Origin of the sequence: Delftia sp. PE138, from assembly GCF_018320755.1 — a bacterium.
In the GTDB taxonomy this organism is placed as follows: domain Bacteria; phylum Pseudomonadota; class Gammaproteobacteria; order Burkholderiales; family Burkholderiaceae_C; genus Comamonas; species Comamonas tsuruhatensis.
The window spans coordinates 1203707-1223362 of the sequence record NZ_JABEPN010000001.1; the positions used below are offsets into that span (position 1 = coordinate 1203707).

Below are 19656 nucleotides of genomic sequence, written 5' to 3' on the forward strand. Positions count from 1 at the left end.
ACAGCTACATTCACCCCATGCGCATCCTTGGAATCGACCCCGGTCTGCAGACCACGGGATTCGGCGTGATCGACGTCGACGGCCACCGCCTGGCCTATGTGGCCAGCGGCACCATCCGCACCACGGGCATCGCGCTCGGCGACCTGCCGGGCCGGCTCAAGCTGCTGTTCGACGGCATCTCGGAAGTCGCCAGCCGCTACCAGCCCGACACCTCGGCCGTGGAAATCGTCTTCGTCAACGTCAATCCCCAGTCCACCCTGCTGCTGGGCCAGGCACGCGGCGCCGCGCTCACGGCCCTGGTCAACGCCGGCCTGCCGGTGGCCGAGTACACGGCACTGCAGATGAAGAAGGCCATGACCGGCCATGGCCGCGCGGCCAAGAGCCAGATCCAGGAAATGGTGCGCCGCCTGCTGCAACTGCCCGGCCTGCCCGGCACCGATGCCGCCGACGCCCTGGGCCTGGCCATCACCCACGCCCATGCAGGCGCCGCCATGACGAAGATGGCCGAGGTCACGCAGCTGCAGCGCCGCCAGCATGCGGTCTACAAAGGTGGGCGCGTCTACTAGGACACCAGTGCTTGGCCACCCTGCTCGGCCCTGAGCCTGATCCATTGCGCGATCCGGGGGAACACATCGGATTGCGCGTTGCCGGCCATCAGCAACCTGCTGTGGCTGTAGTCTTCGACAAAACCGGTGGCCTTGCCACACAGCACGAACTCCACATCCGTCCCGCCGAAAGCGCTTGCCAGCGCTTCGCACCCCTGCCAGGGTGCAATCAGGCGGTCTCCAGCACCCGCCAGCGCCAGAACGGGAATACGCACCTGGGAGAGTGCCTGCAGGTAGTTCATGCCGTCATGTCCCACAAATCGGCGCTGGAGATTCCACTGACACCACTGGCGCATCAGTTGGCCGCTTTCCGCCTCGGGCCCCACCATGCGGTTGGCTGCCAGCCAGTTCCGGCGGCCTATCCACGCCAGGTAACCCCGGATCCTGGCCCAGGCCAGCGGCGTGGAGGCAGCATGGGTGGCCTGGGCGGCCAGCAGCACGACACCGGCCAGATGGTCCCGGGCCACATCGGGATTGCGAGCGGCCCAGATGGCTGCCGCAATGCCGCCCCCGCTGTGGCCTATCAGGGTCAAAGGCCGGCCCTGCTCCTCGCTGCGGATGGCCTCGATGGCACTGGCGATGTCATGCCTGGCCACGGCTTCCAGATCATGGCCATGGCCGCAGGCCGGGTTACGTCCATGGCCGCGCCAGTCGAAGAGCCAAGTGCCGAATCCCTGCGCCGCCAGATACGCGCCGAGCCGGTCGCAGGATGCGGTGCCGGAGAAGGTGCCGTGCGTGATGGCCACGACAGGCCCCTGGACGCAGCCGCTGCGCACCAGCACAAGGGTGTGGCCGTCGCCGGCCCGGATCCGAATTACCTTCATGGCGGCCCGGCAGTCTCCGCAATGGCGGCAGCGCAGCCCATTCAGGACCTCAGACGATGCGTCCAAAGAACAGCACGGCGAAGAAGGTCACGCCGGCAATCACGGTCCACTTAAGGATGATGAAGCCCCAGCGCTTGTAGCGGGGCTGGCCCGTGCCCAGGTAGAACGCAAAGGACACGGCTGATGCCAGCAGCAGCAGGGTGGCCAGCCAGCGGAAGATCAGCATGGCGGCGCCCGCCTCACCAGGCCCGCGCGGGCTGGGCGAAGCCCTTGGGCGCCTGGCGCTCGCTGTCGAAGCTGACCATTTCCCAGGCGTCGGGCTGGGCCAGCAGGGCACGCAGCAGCTGGTTGTTCATGCCGTGGCCCGAGCGGAAGGCGCTGTAGGCGGCCAGCAGGGGCCTGCCGATCAGGTACAGGTCGCCGATGGCGTCCAGGATCTTGTGCTTGGCGAACTCGTCGTCGTAGCGCAGGCCGTCGCTGTTGAGCACCTTGTAGTCGTCCATGACGATGGCGTTGTCCATGCCGCCGCCCAGCGCCAGGCCGTGGCTGCGCAGCATTTCCACGTCCTTGGTGAAGCCGAAGGTGCGCGCGCGTGCAATGTCGCGCGTGTAGTTGTCCTCGCCCATGTCGAACTCCACGCACTGGCCGGTGGAGTCCACGGCAGGATGGGCGAAGTCGATCTCGAAGCGCAGCTTGAAGCCGTGATACGGGTCGAAGCGTGCCCACTTGAGGTTCTGGCCCTCGCCCTCGCGCACCTCGACGGGGCGGATGACGCGGATGAAGCGCTTGGGCGCCTTCTGCAGCTCGATGCCCGCGCTTTGCAGCAGGAATACGAAGGAGGCGGAGGAGCCGTCGAGGATGGGCACTTCCTCGGCGGTGATGTCTATGTAGATGTTGTCGAGCCCGAGGCCGGCGATGGCCGACATCAGGTGCTCCACGGTATGCACCTTGGCGCCGCCCGTGCCGATGGTCGAGGCCATGCGCGTGTCGGTGACGGCTTCGGCGGATATCGGGATGTCCACGGGCTCCGGCAGGTCCACGCGACGGAACACGATGCCGGTGTCGGGCTGCGCGGGACGCAGCGTCAATTCGACGCGCTGGCCGCTGTGCAGACCCACGCCCACGGCACGGGTGATCGTCTTGATGGTGCGTTGTTGGAGCATCCGGCTATTTTAAAGTGCGGCAGCCGTGCGCAGGGCATGGCCCTGGCACGGCATTCGCTATCACAACCATGCAGCGACCGTATCGGCCGCTGCTCAGTCAGCCTGCTTGCGCAGGAAGGCCGGGATTTCCAGATCGTCCATGCCGCCGGAGGCCAGGGCATCGACGCGGGCAGCGGCCTGCGTGCGGTTGGTACGCCAGACGCTGGGCACCGACATGTTGTTGGCATAGTCGGCGCCGCCAGCGGCACCGCCGACCAGGCCGCCGGCTGCCGTTGCGGCACCCATGGAGGCCGAGGGCAGCTGGTAGCTCATGTTGTCGGTACCGGTGCGCAGACCACCCTGCACCACCTGCATGTTCTGGCGGCGTGCGCTGGGGCGAGACAGGCCGGTGGCCACCACGGTGACGCGGATCTCGTCACCCAGGCTGTCGTCGTAGGCAGCGCCGTAGATCACATGTGCATCGGGCGAGGCGTAGGCATTGATGGTGCTCATGGCCAGGCGCGACTCGGACAGCTTGAGGCTGCCCTTGGCGGCCGTGACCAGCACCAGCACGCCCTTGGCGCCCGACAGGTCGATGCCCTCCAGCAGCGGGCAGGCCACGGCCTGCTCGGCAGCGATGCGCGCGCGGTCGGGGCCAGCGGCCTTGGCCGTGCCCATCATGGCCTTGCCGGGTTCGCCCATGACGGTGCGCACGTCTTCGAAGTCGACGTTCACATGGCCGTACTCGTTGATGATTTCGGCAATGCCGCCCACGGCGTTCTTGAGAACGTCGTTGGCATGGGCAAAGGCCTCGTCCTGCGAGATGTCGTCGCCCAGCACGTCCAGCAGCTTCTCGTTGAGCACGACGATCAGCGAATCGACGTTGGCTTCGAGTTCGCTCAGGCCGCTGTCGGCGTTGGCCATGCGTCGGCCGCCTTCCCACTCGAAGGGCTTGGTGACCACGCCCACGGTGAGGATGCCCATTTCCTTGGCCACGCGCGCGATCACGGGCGCAGCGCCCGTGCCCGTGCCGCCGCCCATGCCGGCCGTGATGAACAGCATGTGCGCGCCTTCGATGGCAGTGCGGATGTCGTCCTCGGCCAGCTCGGCGGCTTCGCGGCCCTTGTCGGGCTTGCTGCCCGCACCCAGGCCGCTGCCACCGAGCTGGATGGTGCGGTGGGCGCTGCTGCGCAGCAGCGCCTGCGCGTCGGTGTTGGCGCAGACGAACTCCACGCCCTGCACGTTGCGCGCAATCATGTGCTCGACGGCATTGCCGCCGCCGCCGCCAACGCCGATCACCTTGATCTGCGTACCCTGGTTGAATTCTTCAACTTCAATCATGTCGATGGGCATGTTGGTTCTCCTGTAGCTCTCTGTAAGTGGTCACCACCGTCTGGGGAAAATTCTGTCTTCTGTCCGGTATTCGGAAGCCGGTGGGCGGGCCGGTAATGCGCAGTCGATGAAAGCACATATCAAAAGTTCCCCACGATGAAGTCTTTGAAACGGCCAAAAGCGGTCTTCATCGACCCACTCTTTTGTGCCACCTTGAAACCGCGCAGGCGAGCCAGGCGGGCCTCTTCGAGCAATCCCATCACGGTGGCGGCGCGGGGTTGAGCCACCATGTCAGCCAATGCGCTCGAATACTTGGGGATGCCGCGGCGCACGGGCTTGAGGAAGATGTCCTCGCCCAGTTCCACCATGCCCGGCATGACGGCGCTGCCGCCGGTCAGCACGATGCCCGAGGACAGCACTTCCTCGTAGCCTGAATCGCGCACCACCTGCTGCACCAAAGAAAAGATCTCTTCCACGCGCGGCTCGATCACGCCGGCCAGCGCCTGCTTGCTGATCATGCGCGGGCTGCGGTCGCCCAGGCCCGGCACTTCGACCTGGGCGTCGGGGTCGGCCAGCAGCTGCTTGGCATAGCCGCTTTCGACCTTGATGTCCTCGGCGTCCTTGGTGGGCGTGCGCAGCGCCATGGCGATGTCGCTGGTGATCAGGTCGCCCGCGATGGGAATCACGGCCGTGTGCCGGATGGCGCCGCCCGTGAAGATGGCCACGTCGGTGGCGCCCGCGCCGATATCGACCACGGCCACGCCCAGCTCGCGCTCGTCATCGGTGAGCACGGCCTGGCTCGATGCCAGCGGGTTGAGCAGCAGCTGCTCGACCTCCAGGCCGCAGCGGCGCACGCACTTGATGATGTTCTCGGCCGCGCTCTGCGCGCCCGTGACGATGTGGATCTTGGCCTCCAGGCGGATGCCGCTCATGCCGATGGGCTCGCGCACTTCCTGGCCGTCGATCACGAATTCCTGCGGCTCGACCAGCAGCAGCCGCTGGTCCGAGGAGATGTTGATGGCCTTGGCCGTCTCCATCACCCGCGCCACGTCGGTGGCCGTGACTTCCTTGTCCTTGATGGCCACCATGCCGCTGGAGTTCAGGCCGCGGATGTGGCTGCCGGTGATGCCGGTGCACACGCGCTGGATCTTGCAGTCGGCCATCAGCTCGGCCTCCTTCAGCGCCTGCTGGATGCTCTGCACCGTGGCGTCGATGTTGACCACCACGCCCCGCTTGAGTCCGTTGCTCGGGGCCACGCCGAGGCCGGCGAGCTTGAGTTCGCCGTTGTACAGGACCTCGGCGACCACGACCATGACCTTGGCCGTGCCGATGTCCAGTCCGACGATCACATCTTTGTATTCTCTTGCCATATCAGCATCCGCCCCCGGTTGGTTCTGTCCTGTCGCTGTGTCGCTGCTTGGTGTGCATGTACATAGGTCTGTCCTCCCTCGTCTTCAGCGTCGGGGACGCACTGCAGCCGGCGCCTTGGCCGTGCCGGTGGTCACACCGCGCAGCCTCAGCGCATATCCGTCTTCGTAGCGCAGGTCGGCCGACTCGATGGCGTCGGCCTTGCGCTTGTATTGGGTCGTGATCTGGGGCAGCGTGCGCACGAAGCGCTGCACGCGCTGCAGCACGGCCTCCACACTGCCGCCACCCAGTTCGATCTGTGCGTCGTTGGCCAGCCTGAGCTGCCAGCTGCCGCGCGCATTGAGCGTCAGCCCGTCGATCTCCACATCCAGCGGCCCCAGCGCCGGCACCAGCAGCCGGTACATCTGCAGCATCTGCGGGGCGCTGTCCTCGGGGCCCTGCAGGCGCGGCAGGCCATCGCGGTCCAGCTCGCCCAGGTTGGCCTCGAAGACCTCGCCGAAGCTGTTGACCAGGCCGGTGCCCGAATCAGGCCCCCAGAAGGCCTCGGCCACATGCTCGTGCAGGATGACGCGCAGGCTGTTGGGATAGTCGCGGCGCACCTGCGCCTCGCGCACCCAGGGCACCTGCTCGAACGCCGCCTTGGCGGCCTTGAGATCCACGGTGAAAAAGTTGCCCGTGAGCACCGGCGCCACATTGGCGCGCAGCGTCACCGCGTTGTTGTGCACCAGCTCGCCCTCGACCACGATGCGGCCGATGTTGAAGGCCGGATGGCGCAGCGCCCACCAGCTCACCGCTGCCAGCCCCAGCGCAGCCACGCCCACGAACAGGACCGTGGCGGTCACGTTCATGAGCTTGACGTCGAAGGGGGCCGGCAGGGAGTAGCTCATGCGTGCTCCTGCTCCGGTTGCGCGTCCAGCGCGGCGCTGGCCAGGATGCCCAGGCACAGGTTTTCGTAGCTCACGCCGATGGCGCGGGCCGACATGGGCACCAGCGAGTGGCCCGTCATGCCCGGCGAGGTGTTGATCTCCAGCAGGAAGGGCTTGCGGTCGCTGGCGCGGATCATGATGTCGGCGCGCGACCAGCCGCGGCAGCCCAGCGTGCGGAAGGCCCGCACGACGATGCGCCGGATCTCGGCCTCTTCCTCGGCAGGCAGGCCGCTGGGGCAGTGGTACTGGGTGTCGTCGGTGAAGTACTTGTTCTGGTAGTCGTAGTTGCCTTCGGGCGCGACGATGCGGATCACGGGCAGGGCGTGGGCGCCCTCGCCGGTTCCGAGCACGGGGCAGGTGGTCTCGTCGCCTTCGATGAACTCTTCGCAGAGCACTTCGGGGTCGTACCGGGAGGCCAGCACATAGGCCTGCTCGCATTCCTCGGCTGTCCAGACCTTGGTCAGGCCGATGGTCGAGCCCTCGCGCGAGGGCTTGACGATCATGGGCGCGCCCAGCGCCTGCAGCGCGGCGCGGGTCTCGTCGGCGCTGGCGACCAGCCGCCAGTCGGGTGTGGGCAGACCCTCGAAGCGCCAGATGCGCTTGGTCATGATCTTGTCCATGGCGATGCTGGAGGCCATCACGCCGGGGCCCGTGTACGGGATGCCCAGCAGCTCCAGCGCGCCCTGCACCGTGCCGTCCTCACCGTAGCGGCCATGCAGCGCGATGAAGCAGCGGTCGAAACCGTCCTTCTTCAACTCGCCCAGGTCCCGCTCGGCGGGGTCGAAGGCATGGGCATCCACGCCCTGCGACAGCAGGGCCTTGAGCACGCCCGTGCCCGACATCAGCGAGACCTCGCGCTCGGCCGAGCGGCCGCCCAACAGCACGGCCACCTTGCCCAGGGCCTTGACATCGATCTGGGTGCCGAAGCTGCTCATTGCGCAGCTCCCTGCTGCGCCTGCAGCTCTTGTTTCTGAAGCATTTCAACCAACTTTCCGGGCACGGCGCCAATCGAGCCGGCCCCCATGCACAACAGCACGTCGCCATCGCGGGCGTGGGCGGCCAGGGCCGCCGGCAGCTCGGCAACGTCTTCCACAAAGACCGGCTCGACCCGGCCGGCCACGCGCAGGGCGCGCGCCAACGAGCGGCCATCGGCCGCCACCACCGGCGCCTCGCCGGCCGCATAGACCTCGGTCAGCAGCACGGCATCGGCCAGGCCGATGACCTTGACGAAATCCTCGAAGCAATCGCGCGTGCGGCTGTAGCGGTGCGGCTGGAAGGCCAGCACCAGGCGGCGGCCCGGGAAGGCGCCGCGCGCAGCAGCCAGCGTGGCCGCCATCTCGACAGGGTGGTGCCCGTAGTCGTCGATGACGGTGAAGATGCCACCGTCCGCTGCAGGGAGTTCGCCATAGCGCTGGAAGCGCCGGCCCACGCCCTTGAAGCTTTCGAAGGCGCGCAGCAGCGCCTCGTCGGCAATCTCCAGCTCCATGGCGACGGCCACGGCCGACAGCGCGTTGAGCACGTTGTGCTCGCCCGGCAGGCTCAGCACCACGTCCAGGTCGGGATAGCTTTGGCCGTTGCTGCGGCGCACCGTGAAATGCATGCGGCCGGCCTCGGCGCGCACGTTGAGGGCGCGCACCTGGGCGTCCTCGGCAAAGCCGTAGGTGGTCACGGGGCGGGCCACCTGGGACAGGATCTCGCGCACGGCCGGGCTGTCCACGCAGACGATGGCGCGGCCGTAGAACGGCATGCGGTGCAGGAAGTCGACGAAGGCGCCCTTGAGCCGGCCGAAGTCATGGCCGTAGGTTTCCATGTGGTCGGCGTCGATGTTGGTGACGACGGCCATCACGGGCAGCAAGTTCAGGAAGGAGGCGTCGGACTCGTCCGCCTCGACCACGATGTAGTCGCCCTGGCCCAGCTTGGCGTTGGCGCCCGCGCTGTTGAGCTTGCCGCCGATGACGAAGGTCGGGTCCAGCCCGGCCTCGGCCAGCACGCTGGTCACCAGGCTGGTGGTGGTGGTCTTGCCGTGGGCTCCTGCGATGGCGATGCCCTGCTTGAAGCGCATCAGCTCGGCCAGCATGAGCGCACGCGGCACGACGGGGATCTTGTGCGTGCGCGCCGCGACCACCTCGGGGTTGTCGGACTGCACGGCGGTGGAGGTGACGACGGCGTCAGCCCCCTTGATGTTCGCGGCCGCATGGCCGACGTGGGTGGCAATGCCCAGGCCTGCGAGCCGGCGCAGCGTGGCACTGTCGGACAGGTCCGAGCCCGAGACGGCGTAACCCAGGTTGTGCAGCACCTCGGCGATGCCGCTCATTCCGGCGCCGCCGATGCCGACGAAATGGATGTGATGAATGGCGTGCTTCATGCGGCCAGTTCCTCACAGGCGGCGACCACCTCGGCGGTGGCTTCGGTCTTTTGCATTTTCTTGGCTTTTCCAGCGCGCTCCAGCAGCGTCGCACGCTGCATATTTTGTAGCATTTCGGCCAGGCTTTGGGCAGTCAGTGCGCTTTGTTGCATCAACCATCCACCACCGGCATCGACCAGGAAACGCGCGTTCGCAGTCTGGTGGTCGTCCACGGCGGCCGGGAAAGGCACATAGATGGCGGCTGCGCCCACGGCCGCGATCTCGGTGACCGTGCTGGCACCGGCGCGGCAGACGATGACATCGGCCTCGGCAAAGGCGCGCGCCGTATCGTCGATGAAGGGCGTCAGCTCGGCCTGCACGCCTGCCGCCGCGTAGTTGGCGCGCAGGGCGTCGATCTGTGCGGCGCCGCTTTGGTGGAGCACGACGGGGCGCACATCGGCCGGTATCAGGGCCAGCGCCTGCGGCACGATCTCGTTGAGCGCCTTGGCGCCCAGGCTGCCGCCCACCACCAGCAGGCGCAGCGGTCCGCTGCGGCCCGCAAAGCGCTGCTCGGGCGCGGGCTGCTCGGTGAAGGCCTGGCGCAAGGGGTTGCCGACCCAGCGGCCCTTGGGGAACACGTTGGGGAAGGCGGTGAAGATGCGGTGGGAGACGCTGGCCAGCACCTTGTTGGCCATGCCGGCCACGGAGTTCTGCTCATGCAGCACCAGGGGCTTGCCGGCCAGCACGGCCATCATGCCGCCAGGAAAGCTGATGTAGCCGCCCAGGCCCACGACCACGTCGGGCTTGACGCGGCGCACCACGGCCAGCGCCTGCCAGAAGGCACGCAGCAGGCGCATGGGCAAAAAGGCCAGGGTCATGATGCCCTTGCCGCGCACGCCCGAGAACTCGATGGTCTCCAGCGGGAAGCCCTGGGCCGGCACGATGCGGGACTCCATGGAGCCGGGGGCGCCCAGCCAGCGCACGTTCCAGCCGCGCTCGCGCAGCGCCTGGGCCACGGCCAGGCCCGGGAAGATATGGCCGCCCGTGCCGCCGGCCATGATCAGGGCCGTGCGCTGGCGTTGCGTGCCTTGAGAGGTGGACTGCGTCATGCATGCCCTCCCTTCATCAGCAACTTGTTCTCGTAGTCCACCCTTAACACCACCGCTATCGCTATCAGATTCATGAGGATGGCCGACCCGCCGAAGCTCATCAGGGGCAGCGTCAGTCCCTTGGTCGGCAGCGCGCCCAGGTTCACGCCCATGTTGATGAAGGCCTGGAAGCCCATCCAGATCGCAATGCCCTCGGCCACCAGGCCGGAGAACACCCGGTCCAGCGCAATGGCCTGCCGCCCTATGAGCATGATGCGGCGCGTGAGCCACAGGAAGGTGACGGCGATCAGGAGCACGCCGACCAGGCCGAATTCCTCGCCGATCACGGCCAGCAGAAAGTCGGTGTGCGCCTCGGGCAGCCAGTGCAGCTTTTCGACGCTGCGGCCCAGGCCCACGCCGAAGATCTCGCCGCGCCCGATGGCGATCAACGCATGCGACAGCTGGTAGCCCTTGCCCAGGGCATGCTTTTCATCCCAGGGATTGAGGTAGGCAAAGATGCGCTCGCGCCGCCATTCGGAGGTGGCGATGATGAGCACGAAGGCCAGCACCACCAGGGCCGCGATCAGGAAGAACATGCGCGCGTTCACGCCGCCCAGGAACAGGATGCCCATGGCGATCACCACGATCACCATGAAGGCGCCCATGTCGGGCTCGGCCAGCAGCAGCACCCCGACCAGCACCACGGCCAGCCCCATGGGCAGCACGGCGCGGAAGAAGCGCTCCTTGACCTCCATCTTGCGCACCATGTAGTCGGCCGCATAGATGAGCACGGCGAACTTGGCCAGCTCGGACGGCTGGAAGTTCATGATGCCCAGGGACAGCCAGCGCCGCGCGCCGTTGACCACGGTGCCCACATGCGGGATCAGCACGGCCACCAGCAGGACCAGGGACACCAGGAAGAGCTTGCGCGCCATGCGCTCCCAGGTGGCCATGGACACCTGGAAGGCCAGCAGCGCGCCGACGAAGGCCATGCCTATGGACATGGCATGGCGCATCAGGAAATGGGTGGGCGCGATCTTGCCGAAGCGCGGATTGTCCGGCATGGCGATCGATGCCGAATACACCATGACCAGGCTCCAGGCCAGCAGGCCTATGACCACCCAGATCAGGGCCTGGTCCAGGCCGAGCACGCTGGCCGGCGTCTGCGTGGGCCGGTGGTACTGGGGACCGCCCAGGCGCACGGGCAGCACGTCGATGGCCTTTTCCTGCGCGCCTCCGAACCAGGAGCGCATGCGGCCCAGGGCCTGGTTCATGGCGTTCATCGCGCTCATGCAGCACCTCCGAGTTCATGCCCGGCATCCAGCGCCAGCGCGCGCACGGCATCGACGAACTGGTGGGCCCGGTCCTCGTAGTTGCGGAACATGTCCAGGCTGGCGCAGGCGGGCGACAGCAGCACGGCGTCGCCTTCATGGGCGCGCGAGGCGGCCAGCTCCACGGCATCGGCCATGGTGGTGGCATCGACCAGGGGCACGCCGCAGTCCTGCAGCGCAGCGCGGATGCGGCCCGCGTCGCGGCCGATCAGCACGGCGGCGCGCACGTGGCGCGACACGGGTGCGGCCAGCGGAGAGAAATCCTGGCCCTTGCCGTCACCGCCCAGGATGACCACGATGCGGTGGTCAGGCCCCAGGCCCGACAGCGCGGCCACGGTGGCGCCCACGTTCGTGCCCTTGCTGTCGTCGTAGTACTCCACGCCGTTGACGCGGCCGATGGGCTGGACGCGGTGCGGCTCGCCCCGGTACTCGCGCAGGCCGTAGAGCAGGGGCGCCAGCGTGCAGCCGCCCGCGCTGGCCAGGGCCAGGGCGGACAGGGCATTGATGGCGTTGTGCCGGCCACGGATGCGCAGCGCGTCGGCGGGCATCAGGCGCTGGATGTACAGGTCTTCGGCGTTCTTGCCCTTGGCGGTTTCGTCGGCCTCATGGGCGCGCACCAGCCACGTCATGCCGCTGACCACTTCCAGACCGAAGTCGCCGGGGCGGCGCGGCATGTCGCCGCCGAAGGTGATGTGGGCGCGCTGCTGGGGCTTTTGGCGCTTGCCCGGCGGCACCACGGGTGCCGGCAGCATGCGCATGACCTCGGGGTCCTCGCGGTTGAGCACCATGATGCCGCTGCTGCCGAAGATACAGGCCTTGGCATCGGCATAGGCGCGCAGGCTGCCGTGCCAGTCCAGGTGGTCCTGGGTGATATTGAGGACGGCAGCGGCCGTGGGCTCGAACATCTGCACGCCGTCGAGCTGGAAACTGGACAGCTCCAGCACCCAGGCCTGGGGCAGCGTTTCGGCATCGATGGCCTGGGTCAGCGTGTCCAGCAGCGTGGGGCCGATATTGCCCGCCACCGCCACGCGCAGGCCGGCATGCTCCAGCAGTTGCCCGGTCAGCGAGGTGACCGTGGTCTTGCCATTGGTTCCGGTAATGCCCAGCACGGTGGGACGGTAGCCATGGGCAGCCGAAAGCGCCTTCAGCGCCATGGCGAATAAATCCAGTTCGCCGCCCACGGGCAGGCCCTGGGCCCGGGCCGTGTCGACCACGGGCGCCACGGCGGCCGGGCTCAGGCCGGGCGAGCGGTAGACCAGGCCCAGGCTCTGGCCGTCCACCAGCTGCGCCGTGAACTCGCCGGGCACGAAGCGCACCTGGGGCAATTCGGTGGACAGCTGCTGCAGCTGGGGCGGTGCCTGGCGCGTATCGGCCACGATGACTTCGGCGCCGCAGCGCACGCACCAGCGTGCCATGGCCAGGCCCGAGGCACCCAGGCCCAGGATGAGCACGCGCTGGCCCTGCAGGTGCTGGGCCTGCTCGCCGGGCCAGCCGGCAGCCACGGGTGGCAGTACCTGTTCGGCTTCAACCGCCTCTTCGGTGGCGACCGGGGTGACCTCGGCGTCGGAGGAATCCGAGATGCTGGGGTCGGCAAAGATCTGGGCCACGAAGGCAGCGGCATCCCTGGCCGCCGTCAGCGTGGAGATGTCGGGTACAGGCTCGGTCATCGCCGCAGGGGCCGGGGCTGCCTCAAGCCCAAGCGCCTGCGAAGGCTCCGCAGCCAGCGGCTGCTCTGCGCCTTGCGGCGCCGCAGCCGGCGAATCGTCCAGGACCGGATCCGCGACCGGCTCGTCCGCCCGCTCACCGGCAGACTCCGAGGCAAAGTCGGCCCCCTTGGCCAGTTCGGCATGCAGCGCCGGGACAGCGGGCTCGCCAGCCGGCAGCGCAGGAGGTTCGGTCTTGAAGGCGAAGGCAGCGGCATCCCTGGCCGCCGTCAGCGTGGAGATGTCGGGTACAGGCTCGGTCATCGCCGCAGGGGCCGGGGCTGCCTCAAGCCCAAGCGCCTGCGAAGGCTCCGCAGCCAGCGGCTGCTCTGCGCCTTGCGGCGCCGCAGCCGGCGAATCGTCCAGGACCGGATCCGCGACCGGCTCGTCCGCCCGCTCACCGGCAGACTCCGAGGCAAAGTCGGCCCCCTTGGCCAGTTCGGCATGCAGCGCCGGGACAGCGGGCTCGCCAGCCGGCAGCGCAGGAGGTTCGGTCTTGAAGTCTTCGGTGTTCATGGACTCACCTCAGCTTCAGCGTGGACAGGCCCAGCAGGCACAGCAGCATGGTGATGATCCAGAAGCGGATCACGACCTGGGTTTCCTTCCAGCCGCTCTTCTCGAAATGGTGGTGCAGCGGCGCCATCTTGAGCAGGCGACGGCCTTCGCCATAGCGCTTCTTGGTGAACTTGAACCAGGTGACCTGCAGCATCACCGACAGCGCCTCGACCACGAAGATGCCGCCCATGATGGCCAGCACGATTTCCTGGCGAACGATCACGGCGATGGTGCCCAGCGAAGCGCCCAGCGNGTGTTCATGGACTCACCTCAGCTTCAGCGTGGACAGGCCCAGCAGGCACAGCAGCATGGTGATGATCCAGAAGCGGATCACGACCTGGGTTTCCTTCCAGCCGCTCTTCTCGAAATGGTGGTGCAGCGGCGCCATCTTGAGCAGGCGACGGCCTTCGCCATAGCGCTTCTTGGTGAACTTGAACCAGGTGACCTGCAGCATCACCGACAGCGCCTCGACCACGAAGATGCCGCCCATGATGGCCAGCACGATTTCCTGGCGAACGATCACGGCGATGGTGCCCAGCGAAGCGCCCAGCGCCAGCGCGCCCACGTCGCCCATGAAGACCTGGGCCGGATGGGCGTTGAACCACAGAAAGGCCAGACCCGCTCCGGCCATGGCCGCGCAATACACCAGCAGCTCGCCCGAGCCCGGGATGTGCGGGAACAGCAGGTACTTGGCGTAGCCGGCGTTGCCGGTCACATAGGCAAAGATGCCCAGGGCCGAGCCCACCATGATCACGGGCATGATGGCCAAGCCGTCCAGGCCATCGGTCAGGTTCACCGCATTGCTGGCGCCCACGATGACCAGGTAAGTCATGACCACGAAGCCGAGCACGCCCAGCGGGTAGCTGACTTCCTTGAAGAAGGGAACAAGCAGGCCGGCCTTGGGCGGCAGGTCCAGCGAAAAGCCCGACTGCACCCAGGTCACGAACAGCTCGAAGACCTGGGCATTGGTGTTCTCCGAAATGCAGAACACCAGGTAGAGCGCGGCCAGCAGTCCGATGACGGACTGCCAGAAATACTTCTCGCCCGAGCGCATGCCCTCGGGGTCCTTGTTGACCACCTTGCGCCAGTCATCGACCCAGCCGATGGTGCCGAAGCCCAGGGTGACCAGCAGCACGATCCAGACGAAGCGGTTGGACAGGTCGAACCACAGCAGCGTGGACACGGCGATGGACAGCAGGATCAGCGCCCCGCCCATGGTGGGCGTGCCGCTCTTGGCCAGATGGGTTTCCATGCCGTAGCCGCGCACGGGCTGGCCGATCTTGAGCGAGGTCAGCATGCGGATCAGGCGCGGCCCGGCCAGCAGGCCGATGACCAGGGCCGTGAGCGCGGCCATCACGGCGCGCATCGTGAGGTACTGGAAGACGCGCAGAAAGCCGAACTCGGGGGACAGGCCCTGCAGCCATTGGGACAGCATCAGCAGCATGCGGCCTCCTTCTTGCAACCGTCATCCTTGCCGGCCGCCTCGACCGCCTGAACCACCTGCTCCATCTTCATGAACCTCGAACCCTTGACCAGAATGCTACCCACCTCGGGCAGCGCGGCACAGGCTGCCTGTTGCAGCGAGGCCATGTCTTCGAAATGCCGGGCACCTGCACCGAATGCGGTGGCGGCGGATGTGCTTTGCGCGCCCAGCGTGAACAGCCGGGCAATGCCCAGGCTGCGCGCCAGCGCGCCCGCCTCGGCATGGAATTGCGGCCCCTGGTCGCCGACCTCGCCCATGTCGCCCAGCACCAGCAGCTGGGGAGCGGGCAGTTCGCGCAGCACCTCGATGGCCGCGGCCACCGAATCGGGATTGGCGTTGTAGCTGTCGTCGATCACGGTGACCGGGCGGCCTTGCACCGAAACGCTCAGCGCGCGCGAGCGGCCCTGCACGGGCTCGAACACGCTCAGGCCGCGTGCGATGTCGGCCAGCGGCACGCCGGCAGCCTGGGCGCAGGCCGCTGCGGCCAGCGCGTTGCGCACGTTGTGGCGGCCGGCGATGTGCAGGCGCACCGGCGCCTCGCCCTCGGGCGTGGCCAGGGTGAACTGCCAGGCATCGCCCAGCCACAGCGCGTCACGCGCGTGGATATGGGCGCCGTCGCCAGACTCGCCGAACAGCAGGCATTGGCGGGCGCCCGCCAGCTCACGCCACAGCGGCGTGTAGGTGTCGCCTGCGGGGAACACGGCCACGCCGTCGGCGGGCAGGGCCAGCAGCACGCTGCCGTTTTCGCGCGCCACGGCCTCGACCGTGTGCATGAATTCCTGGTGCTCGCGCTGGGCGTTGTTGACCAGGGCCACCGTGGGTTGGCCGATGGCGGCCAGCTCGGCAATCTCGCCGGGATGGTTCATGCCCATCTCCAGCACGGCCACGCGGTGCTGGCCGGTCATGCGCATCAGGCTCAGCGGCAGGCCGATGGAGTTGTTGAAGTTGCCGCGCGTGGCCAGCGCCGCCTCGCCCGCATGGGCACGCAGGATGGAGGCCACCATCTGCGTGACCGTGGTCTTGCCGTTGCTGCCGGTGACGGCGATCAGCGGCAGCGCGAAGCGCGCGCGCCAGGCCGTGGCCAGCGCGCCCAGGGCGGCCAGCGAATCAGGCACTTCGATGCCGGACAGGCCTGCAGCCTCCAGGCCGCCATGGGCCAGGGCTGCGGCGGCACCGGCCTCGCGGGCCTGGACCAGGAACTGGTTGGCATCGAAACGCTCGCCCTTCAAGGCGACGAACAGATCCCCGGCCTGCAGCGTGCGAGTGTCGGTGTGCACGCGCGTGAGCACGGTCTGGCCGTTGCCGACCAGCCGTGCCTGGGGGATATGCGACTGGATCAGCTCCAGCGCTTGTTGCAAGGTCATCATGACCGCTTCTTTCCTTCACGGGCCGCCAGCGCCTTGCGCGCCTCGGCCATGTCGGAGAACGGATGGCGCTGGCCTGCCGTCTCCTGGTAGTCCTCATGTCCCTTGCCGGCGATCAGCACCACGTCGCGTTCGCTGGCGTGCGCGATCGCCTGGGCGATGGCCGCCGCGCGATCGGCCTGGGACTGCAGGTTCTCGCCCGGCTGCATGCCGGCCAGGATCTGGTCGATGATGCGGTCGGGCACTTCGCTGCGCGGGTTGTCGCTGGTGACCAGCACGCAGTCGGCATTCTTCTGGGCGGCCTGCCCCATGAGCGGCCGCTTGGTGGCATCGCGGTCTCCACCGCAGCCGAACACGCACCACAGCCGGCCCTGGCGCTGCTCGGCGGCCGGGCGCAAGGCGCGCAGGGCCTTGTCCAGCGCGTCAGGCGTGTGGGCGTAGTCCACGGCCACCAGCGGCTGGCCGGGCTGGACGATCTGCTGCATGCGGCCGGGCACGGGTTCCAGGTGGGCGCAGGCAGCGACGGCCTGGTCCAGGCTCAGGCCCAGGCAGCGCAGCGCTGCCAGCACACCCAGCAGGTTGGATACGTTGTACTGGCCCACCATGCGCGTGTGCATGCGCAGGCTGTGGCCGGCCTCGATCACGGTGAAGCTCAGGCCCTCGGCGCCCAGCGCGATGTCCTTGGCCTGCAGGCGCGCCGCGCCCTCGATGGAAATGCTCCAGACATCGAGCGCGGCAGAGGATGGGCGCGACTGCAGCGTGGCCCACAGGCGCGCGCCGTGCGCGTCGTCCACATTGACGACGGCGGCCTGCAGGCCGGGCCAGTCGAACAGCGCGGCCTTGGCATCCCAGTAGGCCTGCATGCTGCCGTGGTAGTCGAGATGGTCCTGCGTGAAATTGGTGAACATCGCCACGCGGATGCGCGTGCCGTCCAGCCGGTGCTCGACGATGCCGATGGACGAGGCCTCGATGGCGCAGGCCGCCAGGCCCGCATCGGCGTACTCGCGGAATGCGCGCTGCAGCCGCACCGGGTCGGGCGTGGTCATACCCGTGGATTCCAGGGCGGGCGGGATGCCCACGCCCAGCGTGCCCACCAGGGCGCAGCCGCTGCGTTCCTGCAGCTTCACCTGGGCCAGCGCATGCGCCAGCCACCAGGCCGTGGTGGTCTTTCCGTTGGTGCCGGTGACGGCCAGCACGTCGATCCGGGCGCTGGGATGCTGGAACCACTGGTCGGCGATCAGGCCCGTGGCGGCCTTGAGGCCGGGCAAGGCCGCAATGTGCTCGCCGGAAAAACCGAAGGGCTCGACGCCCTGCGCTTCGACCAGGCAGGCCACGGCGCCGCGCTCCAGGGCCGAGGCCACATGGGCGCGGCCATCGGTGGCCGCGCCGGGCCAGGCAATGAAGGCGTCGCCGGGCCGGACCTTACGGCTGTCGGTCTGCAGCGTGCCGCTGCCTTGCAGGCGGGCGGCCAGCCATTGGACAGCCTCGGTGGCCGACGACAGCATCAGCAGGGCTTGGGAGGAACTCATAGCGAGGGCTCCTCCACGGGATTGGCGACGATCAAGGGCTTGACTTCCATATCGGGCTGCACGCCCATCAGGCGCAGCGTCTGCTGCACCACTTCGCTGAACACGGGTGCCGCCACGGTGCCGCCGTAGATGGTGCCGGCACTGGGCTCGTCCACCATCACGGCGACGATGATGCGCGGGTTCTCGATGGGCGCCATGCCCGTGAACCAGGCGCGGTACTTGCCGGCGGCATAGCCCTTGCCCTGCTGCTTGCGGGCCGTGCCCGACTTGCCGCCCACCGAGTAGCCGATGGTCTGGGCGCGCTGGCCCGTGCCGCCGGGGCCGGCCGCCAGGGCCAGCATCTTGCGCACCTCGTTGGCCGTGCGCGGAGAGAACACGGGCACGCCCACGGGCGGCTCGTCGGTCTTGACCATGGTGGCCGGGATCACGCGCCCGCCGTTGGCAAAGACGGTGTAGCTGCGCGTCATCTGCAGCAGGCTGGCGGACAGGCCGTAGCCATAGCCCATGGTGGCCTGCTCCACCGGCCTCCAGGTCTTGTAGGGACGCAGGCGACCGCTGGCGGCGCCGGGAAAGGAGATCTGCGGCTTCTGGCCGAAGCCCACGGCCGAGAAGGTTTCCCACATTTCCTTGGCCGGCATCTGCAGCGCGATCTTGGTCGTGCCCACGTTGCTGGACTTCTGGATCACGCCGGCCACGGTGAGCAGGCCGTAGTTGTGGGTGTCGGAAATCGTCGAGCCCGTGACGTTGACGCGGCCCGGCGTGGTGTCGATGGGCGTTTCCGGCTTGAAGCGGCCCGACTCCAGCGCCAGGCCGATGGTGATGGGCTTCATGGTCGAGCCGGGCTCGAAGGTGTCGGTGATGGCGCGGTTGCGCAGCTGCTCGCCCGTCAGGTTCTTGCGCTTGTCGGGCACGTAGCTGGGGTAGTTGGCCAGGGCCAGCAATTCGCCGGTGTGCGCATCCATGACCACCACGCTGCCCGCCTTGGCCTTGTGCGCGATGACCTGCTCCTTGAGCTTCTGGTAGGCGAAGTACTGGACCTTGCTGTCCACGGACAGCTGGATGTCTCGGCCGTCCTGAGGCGGCACTTCCTCGCCCACGCCCTCGACCACGCGGCCCAGGCGGTCCTTGATCACGCGGCGCGAGCCGGGCTTGCCGCCCAGCTCCTTGTCGAAGGCCAGCTCCATGCCTTCCTGGCCATGGTCTTCCACATTGGTGAAGCCCACGATGTGGGCAGCCGATTCGCCTTCCGGATACTGGCGCTTGTATTCCTTGCGCTGGTAGATGCCCTTGATGTTGAGGGCATGGATCTGCTGGCCCACGTCCCAGTCGAGCTGGCGCTTGATCCAGACGAAGGTCTTGTCCTCATCGGCCAGCTTTTCCATCAGCGCGGGCAGCGGCATCTCCATGAGCGCGGCCAGCTGCTTGAGCTTGGCCTTGACCTCGGGGTCGTCCTGCTCGACATCTTCGGGAATGGCCCAGATGCTGGCGGCCGGCACGCTGGAGGCCAGGATCAGTCCATTGCGGTCCAGCAGGCGGCCGCGGTTGGCCGGCAGCTCCAGCGTGCGCGCAAAGCGCACCTGGCCCTGGCGCTGGAAGAAGTCGTTGCCGAACACCTGCACGTAGGCCGCGCGTGCACCCAGGCCGACAAAGCCCAGGCCCAGCATGGCCACGATCATCTTGCTGCGCCACAGGGGTGTCTTGGACGCCAGCAAGGGGCTGGAGGTGTAGAGCACGCTGCGCGTCATGGAGCCACTCCCGTGCGCGCATCGTCATTGACGTACTGGGCGATGGCCGGCGTGGCCGGCTTCATCTGCAGGCGCTCGCGCGCCATGACCTCGATGCGCTGCGGCGTGGCCTGGGCGCGCTTTTCCACCTGCAGGCGCTGCTGCTCGGTGGCCAGGCGGCGCGATTCGGCCACGGCGCGGTCCAGTTCGGTGAACAGCCGGCGCGACTCGTACTGGTTGTGCACCAGGAAGATGGCGCTGGCCATCACCGCCAGCAGCAGCACGAGGTTCAGGCGCAGCATGCCACGCCCTCCTCTTGCGCCAGACGGTGCGTGCGC

17 protein-coding genes and 1 pseudogene are annotated in these 19656 nt (G+C 68.0%); 1 reads left to right on the forward strand and 17 read right to left on the reverse strand.

Translation table 11 applies throughout. The features are described 5' to 3' along the window. Window positions 1-17: 17 nt before the first annotated feature. Window positions 18-566 carry a crossover junction endodeoxyribonuclease RuvC gene (ruvC, locus tag HFGMBDPB_RS05430; protein WP_016448023.1) on the forward strand — a complete coding sequence of 183 codons (549 nt, stop codon included), beginning with the start codon at window positions 18-20 and terminating at the stop codon, window positions 564-566. Here the strand turns inward: ruvC and HFGMBDPB_RS05435 are convergent. The 17 genes and pseudogenes from HFGMBDPB_RS05435 to ftsL all read right to left on the reverse strand — a co-directional run bounded on the left by HFGMBDPB_RS05435 (window position 563) and on the right by ftsL (window position 19620). Further along, entirely contained in the window at window positions 563-1351 is a 789-nt protein-coding gene (locus HFGMBDPB_RS05435; protein WP_262984738.1) for an alpha/beta fold hydrolase, read from the reverse strand. The genes ruvC and HFGMBDPB_RS05435 overlap by 4 nt on opposite strands. 127 nt (window positions 1352-1478) lie before the next feature. Continuing rightward, window positions 1479-1655 carry a hypothetical protein gene (locus HFGMBDPB_RS05440; RefSeq protein WP_016453134.1) on the reverse strand — a complete coding sequence of 59 codons (177 nt, stop codon included), beginning with the start codon at window positions 1653-1655 and terminating at the stop codon, window positions 1479-1481. Window positions 1656-1668: 13 nt separating this feature from the next. Next, window positions 1669-2592, reverse strand: coding sequence for a UDP-3-O-acyl-N-acetylglucosamine deacetylase (gene lpxC, locus HFGMBDPB_RS05445; protein WP_016448026.1), 924 nt, complete (start codon window positions 2590-2592; stop codon window positions 1669-1671). A 93-nt stretch (window positions 2593-2685) separates the two neighbouring features. After that, window positions 2686-3924, reverse strand: a complete 1239-nt coding sequence (gene ftsZ / locus HFGMBDPB_RS05450; protein ID WP_016448027.1) for a cell division protein FtsZ — start codon at window positions 3922-3924, stop codon at window positions 2686-2688. A gap of 119 nt (window positions 3925-4043) precedes the next feature. Further along, window positions 4044-5273 (reverse strand): cell division protein FtsA, encoded by a 1230-nt coding sequence (ftsA, locus tag HFGMBDPB_RS05455; RefSeq protein ID WP_012203404.1) that lies wholly within the window; start codon window positions 5271-5273, stop codon window positions 4044-4046. 84 nt (window positions 5274-5357) lie between these two features. Next, window positions 5358-6158, reverse strand: coding sequence for a cell division protein FtsQ/DivIB (locus HFGMBDPB_RS05460; RefSeq protein WP_016448028.1), 801 nt, complete (start codon window positions 6156-6158; stop codon window positions 5358-5360). Then, the gene (locus tag HFGMBDPB_RS05465) at window positions 6155-7132 is read right to left on the reverse strand and encodes a D-alanine--D-alanine ligase (RefSeq protein WP_017404614.1); all 978 of its coding nucleotides are present in this window, start codon (window positions 7130-7132) and stop codon (window positions 6155-6157) included. Before HFGMBDPB_RS05465 ends, HFGMBDPB_RS05460 begins: the two co-directional genes overlap by 4 nt. After that, a complete protein-coding gene (gene murC / locus HFGMBDPB_RS05470; protein WP_212645041.1) occupies window positions 7129-8562 on the reverse strand; it encodes a UDP-N-acetylmuramate--L-alanine ligase in 1434 nt (477 codons plus the stop codon). Before murC ends, HFGMBDPB_RS05465 begins: the two co-directional genes overlap by 4 nt. Beyond that, a complete protein-coding gene (gene murG / locus HFGMBDPB_RS05475) occupies window positions 8559-9650 on the reverse strand; it encodes an undecaprenyldiphospho-muramoylpentapeptide beta-N-acetylglucosaminyltransferase (protein WP_016448031.1) in 1092 nt (363 codons plus the stop codon). Before murG ends, murC begins: the two co-directional genes overlap by 4 nt. Beyond that, entirely contained in the window at window positions 9647-10912 is a 1266-nt protein-coding gene (gene ftsW, locus HFGMBDPB_RS05480) for a putative lipid II flippase FtsW (protein WP_017404612.1), read from the reverse strand. The genes murG and ftsW overlap by 4 nt, the downstream gene beginning before the upstream one ends. 5 nt (window positions 10913-10917) lie before the next feature. Next, complete coding sequence (gene murD / locus HFGMBDPB_RS05485) at window positions 10918-12627, reverse strand: UDP-N-acetylmuramoyl-L-alanine--D-glutamate ligase (RefSeq protein ID WP_349305362.1); 1710 nt, start codon at window positions 12625-12627, stop codon at window positions 10918-10920. Window positions 12628-13183: 556 nt separating this feature from the next. Next, a pseudogene (locus HFGMBDPB_RS05490) lies at window positions 13184-13468 on the reverse strand (phospho-N-acetylmuramoyl-pentapeptide-transferase); the annotation flags it as partial. 15 nt (window positions 13469-13483) lie between these two features. Next, window positions 13484-14662 (reverse strand): phospho-N-acetylmuramoyl-pentapeptide-transferase, encoded by a 1179-nt coding sequence (gene mraY / locus HFGMBDPB_RS05495; protein WP_016448034.1) that lies wholly within the window; start codon window positions 14660-14662, stop codon window positions 13484-13486. Beyond that, window positions 14653-16068, reverse strand: coding sequence for a UDP-N-acetylmuramoyl-tripeptide--D-alanyl-D-alanine ligase (locus HFGMBDPB_RS05500; protein WP_047217442.1), 1416 nt, complete (start codon window positions 16066-16068; stop codon window positions 14653-14655). Before HFGMBDPB_RS05500 ends, mraY begins: the two co-directional genes overlap by 10 nt. Next, entirely contained in the window at window positions 16065-17594 is a 1530-nt protein-coding gene (locus tag HFGMBDPB_RS05505) for a UDP-N-acetylmuramoyl-L-alanyl-D-glutamate--2,6-diaminopimelate ligase (protein ID WP_016453129.1), read from the reverse strand. Before HFGMBDPB_RS05505 ends, HFGMBDPB_RS05500 begins: the two co-directional genes overlap by 4 nt. Then, window positions 17591-19339, reverse strand: coding sequence for a peptidoglycan D,D-transpeptidase FtsI family protein (locus HFGMBDPB_RS05510; RefSeq protein WP_013804112.1), 1749 nt, complete (start codon window positions 19337-19339; stop codon window positions 17591-17593). Before HFGMBDPB_RS05510 ends, HFGMBDPB_RS05505 begins: the two co-directional genes overlap by 4 nt. Continuing rightward, entirely contained in the window at window positions 19336-19620 is a 285-nt protein-coding gene (ftsL, locus tag HFGMBDPB_RS05515) for a cell division protein FtsL (RefSeq protein WP_012203393.1), read from the reverse strand. The genes HFGMBDPB_RS05510 and ftsL overlap by 4 nt, the downstream gene beginning before the upstream one ends. Window positions 19621-19656: the final 36 nt, after the last annotated feature.

What these genes read in the sequence shown, in the direction of transcription:
- ruvC (WP_016448023.1), top strand. Translation starts at nt 18, where the DNA reads ATGCGCATCCTTGGAATCGACCCCGGTCTGCAGACCACGGGATTCGGC.
- HFGMBDPB_RS05440 (WP_016453134.1), bottom strand. Translation starts at nt 1,655, where the DNA reads ATGCTGATCTTCCGCTGGCTGGCCACCCTGCTGCTGCTGGCATCAGCC.
- lpxC (WP_016448026.1), bottom strand. Translation starts at nt 2,592, where the DNA reads ATGCTCCAACAACGCACCATCAAGACGATCACCCGTGCCGTGGGCGTG.
- ftsZ (WP_016448027.1), bottom strand. Translation starts at nt 3,924, where the DNA reads ATGCCCATCGACATGATTGAAGTTGAAGAATTCAACCAGGGTACGCAG.
- ftsA (WP_012203404.1), bottom strand. Translation starts at nt 5,273, where the DNA reads ATGGCAAGAGAATACAAAGATGTGATCGTCGGACTGGACATCGGCACG.
- HFGMBDPB_RS05460 (WP_016448028.1), bottom strand. Translation starts at nt 6,158, where the DNA reads ATGAGCTACTCCCTGCCGGCCCCCTTCGACGTCAAGCTCATGAACGTG.
- HFGMBDPB_RS05465 (WP_017404614.1), bottom strand. Translation starts at nt 7,132, where the DNA reads ATGAGCAGCTTCGGCACCCAGATCGATGTCAAGGCCCTGGGCAAGGTG.
- murC (WP_212645041.1), bottom strand. Translation starts at nt 8,562, where the DNA reads ATGAAGCACGCCATTCATCACATCCATTTCGTCGGCATCGGCGGCGCC.
- murG (WP_016448031.1), bottom strand. Translation starts at nt 9,650, where the DNA reads ATGACGCAGTCCACCTCTCAAGGCACGCAACGCCAGCGCACGGCCCTG.
- ftsW (WP_017404612.1), bottom strand. Translation starts at nt 10,912, where the DNA reads ATGAACGCCATGAACCAGGCCCTGGGCCGCATGCGCTCCTGGTTCGGA.
- murD (WP_349305362.1), bottom strand. Translation starts at nt 12,627, where the DNA reads ATGACCGAGCCTGTACCCGACATCTCCACGCTGACGGCGGCCAGGGAT.
- mraY (WP_016448034.1), bottom strand. Translation starts at nt 14,662, where the DNA reads ATGCTGCTGATGCTGTCCCAATGGCTGCAGGGCCTGTCCCCCGAGTTC.
- HFGMBDPB_RS05500 (WP_047217442.1), bottom strand. Translation starts at nt 16,068, where the DNA reads ATGATGACCTTGCAACAAGCGCTGGAGCTGATCCAGTCGCATATCCCC.
- HFGMBDPB_RS05505 (WP_016453129.1), bottom strand. Translation starts at nt 17,594, where the DNA reads ATGAGTTCCTCCCAAGCCCTGCTGATGCTGTCGTCGGCCACCGAGGCT.
- HFGMBDPB_RS05510 (WP_013804112.1), bottom strand. Translation starts at nt 19,339, where the DNA reads ATGACGCGCAGCGTGCTCTACACCTCCAGCCCCTTGCTGGCGTCCAAG.
- ftsL (WP_012203393.1), bottom strand. Translation starts at nt 19,620, where the DNA reads ATGCTGCGCCTGAACCTCGTGCTGCTGCTGGCGGTGATGGCCAGCGCC.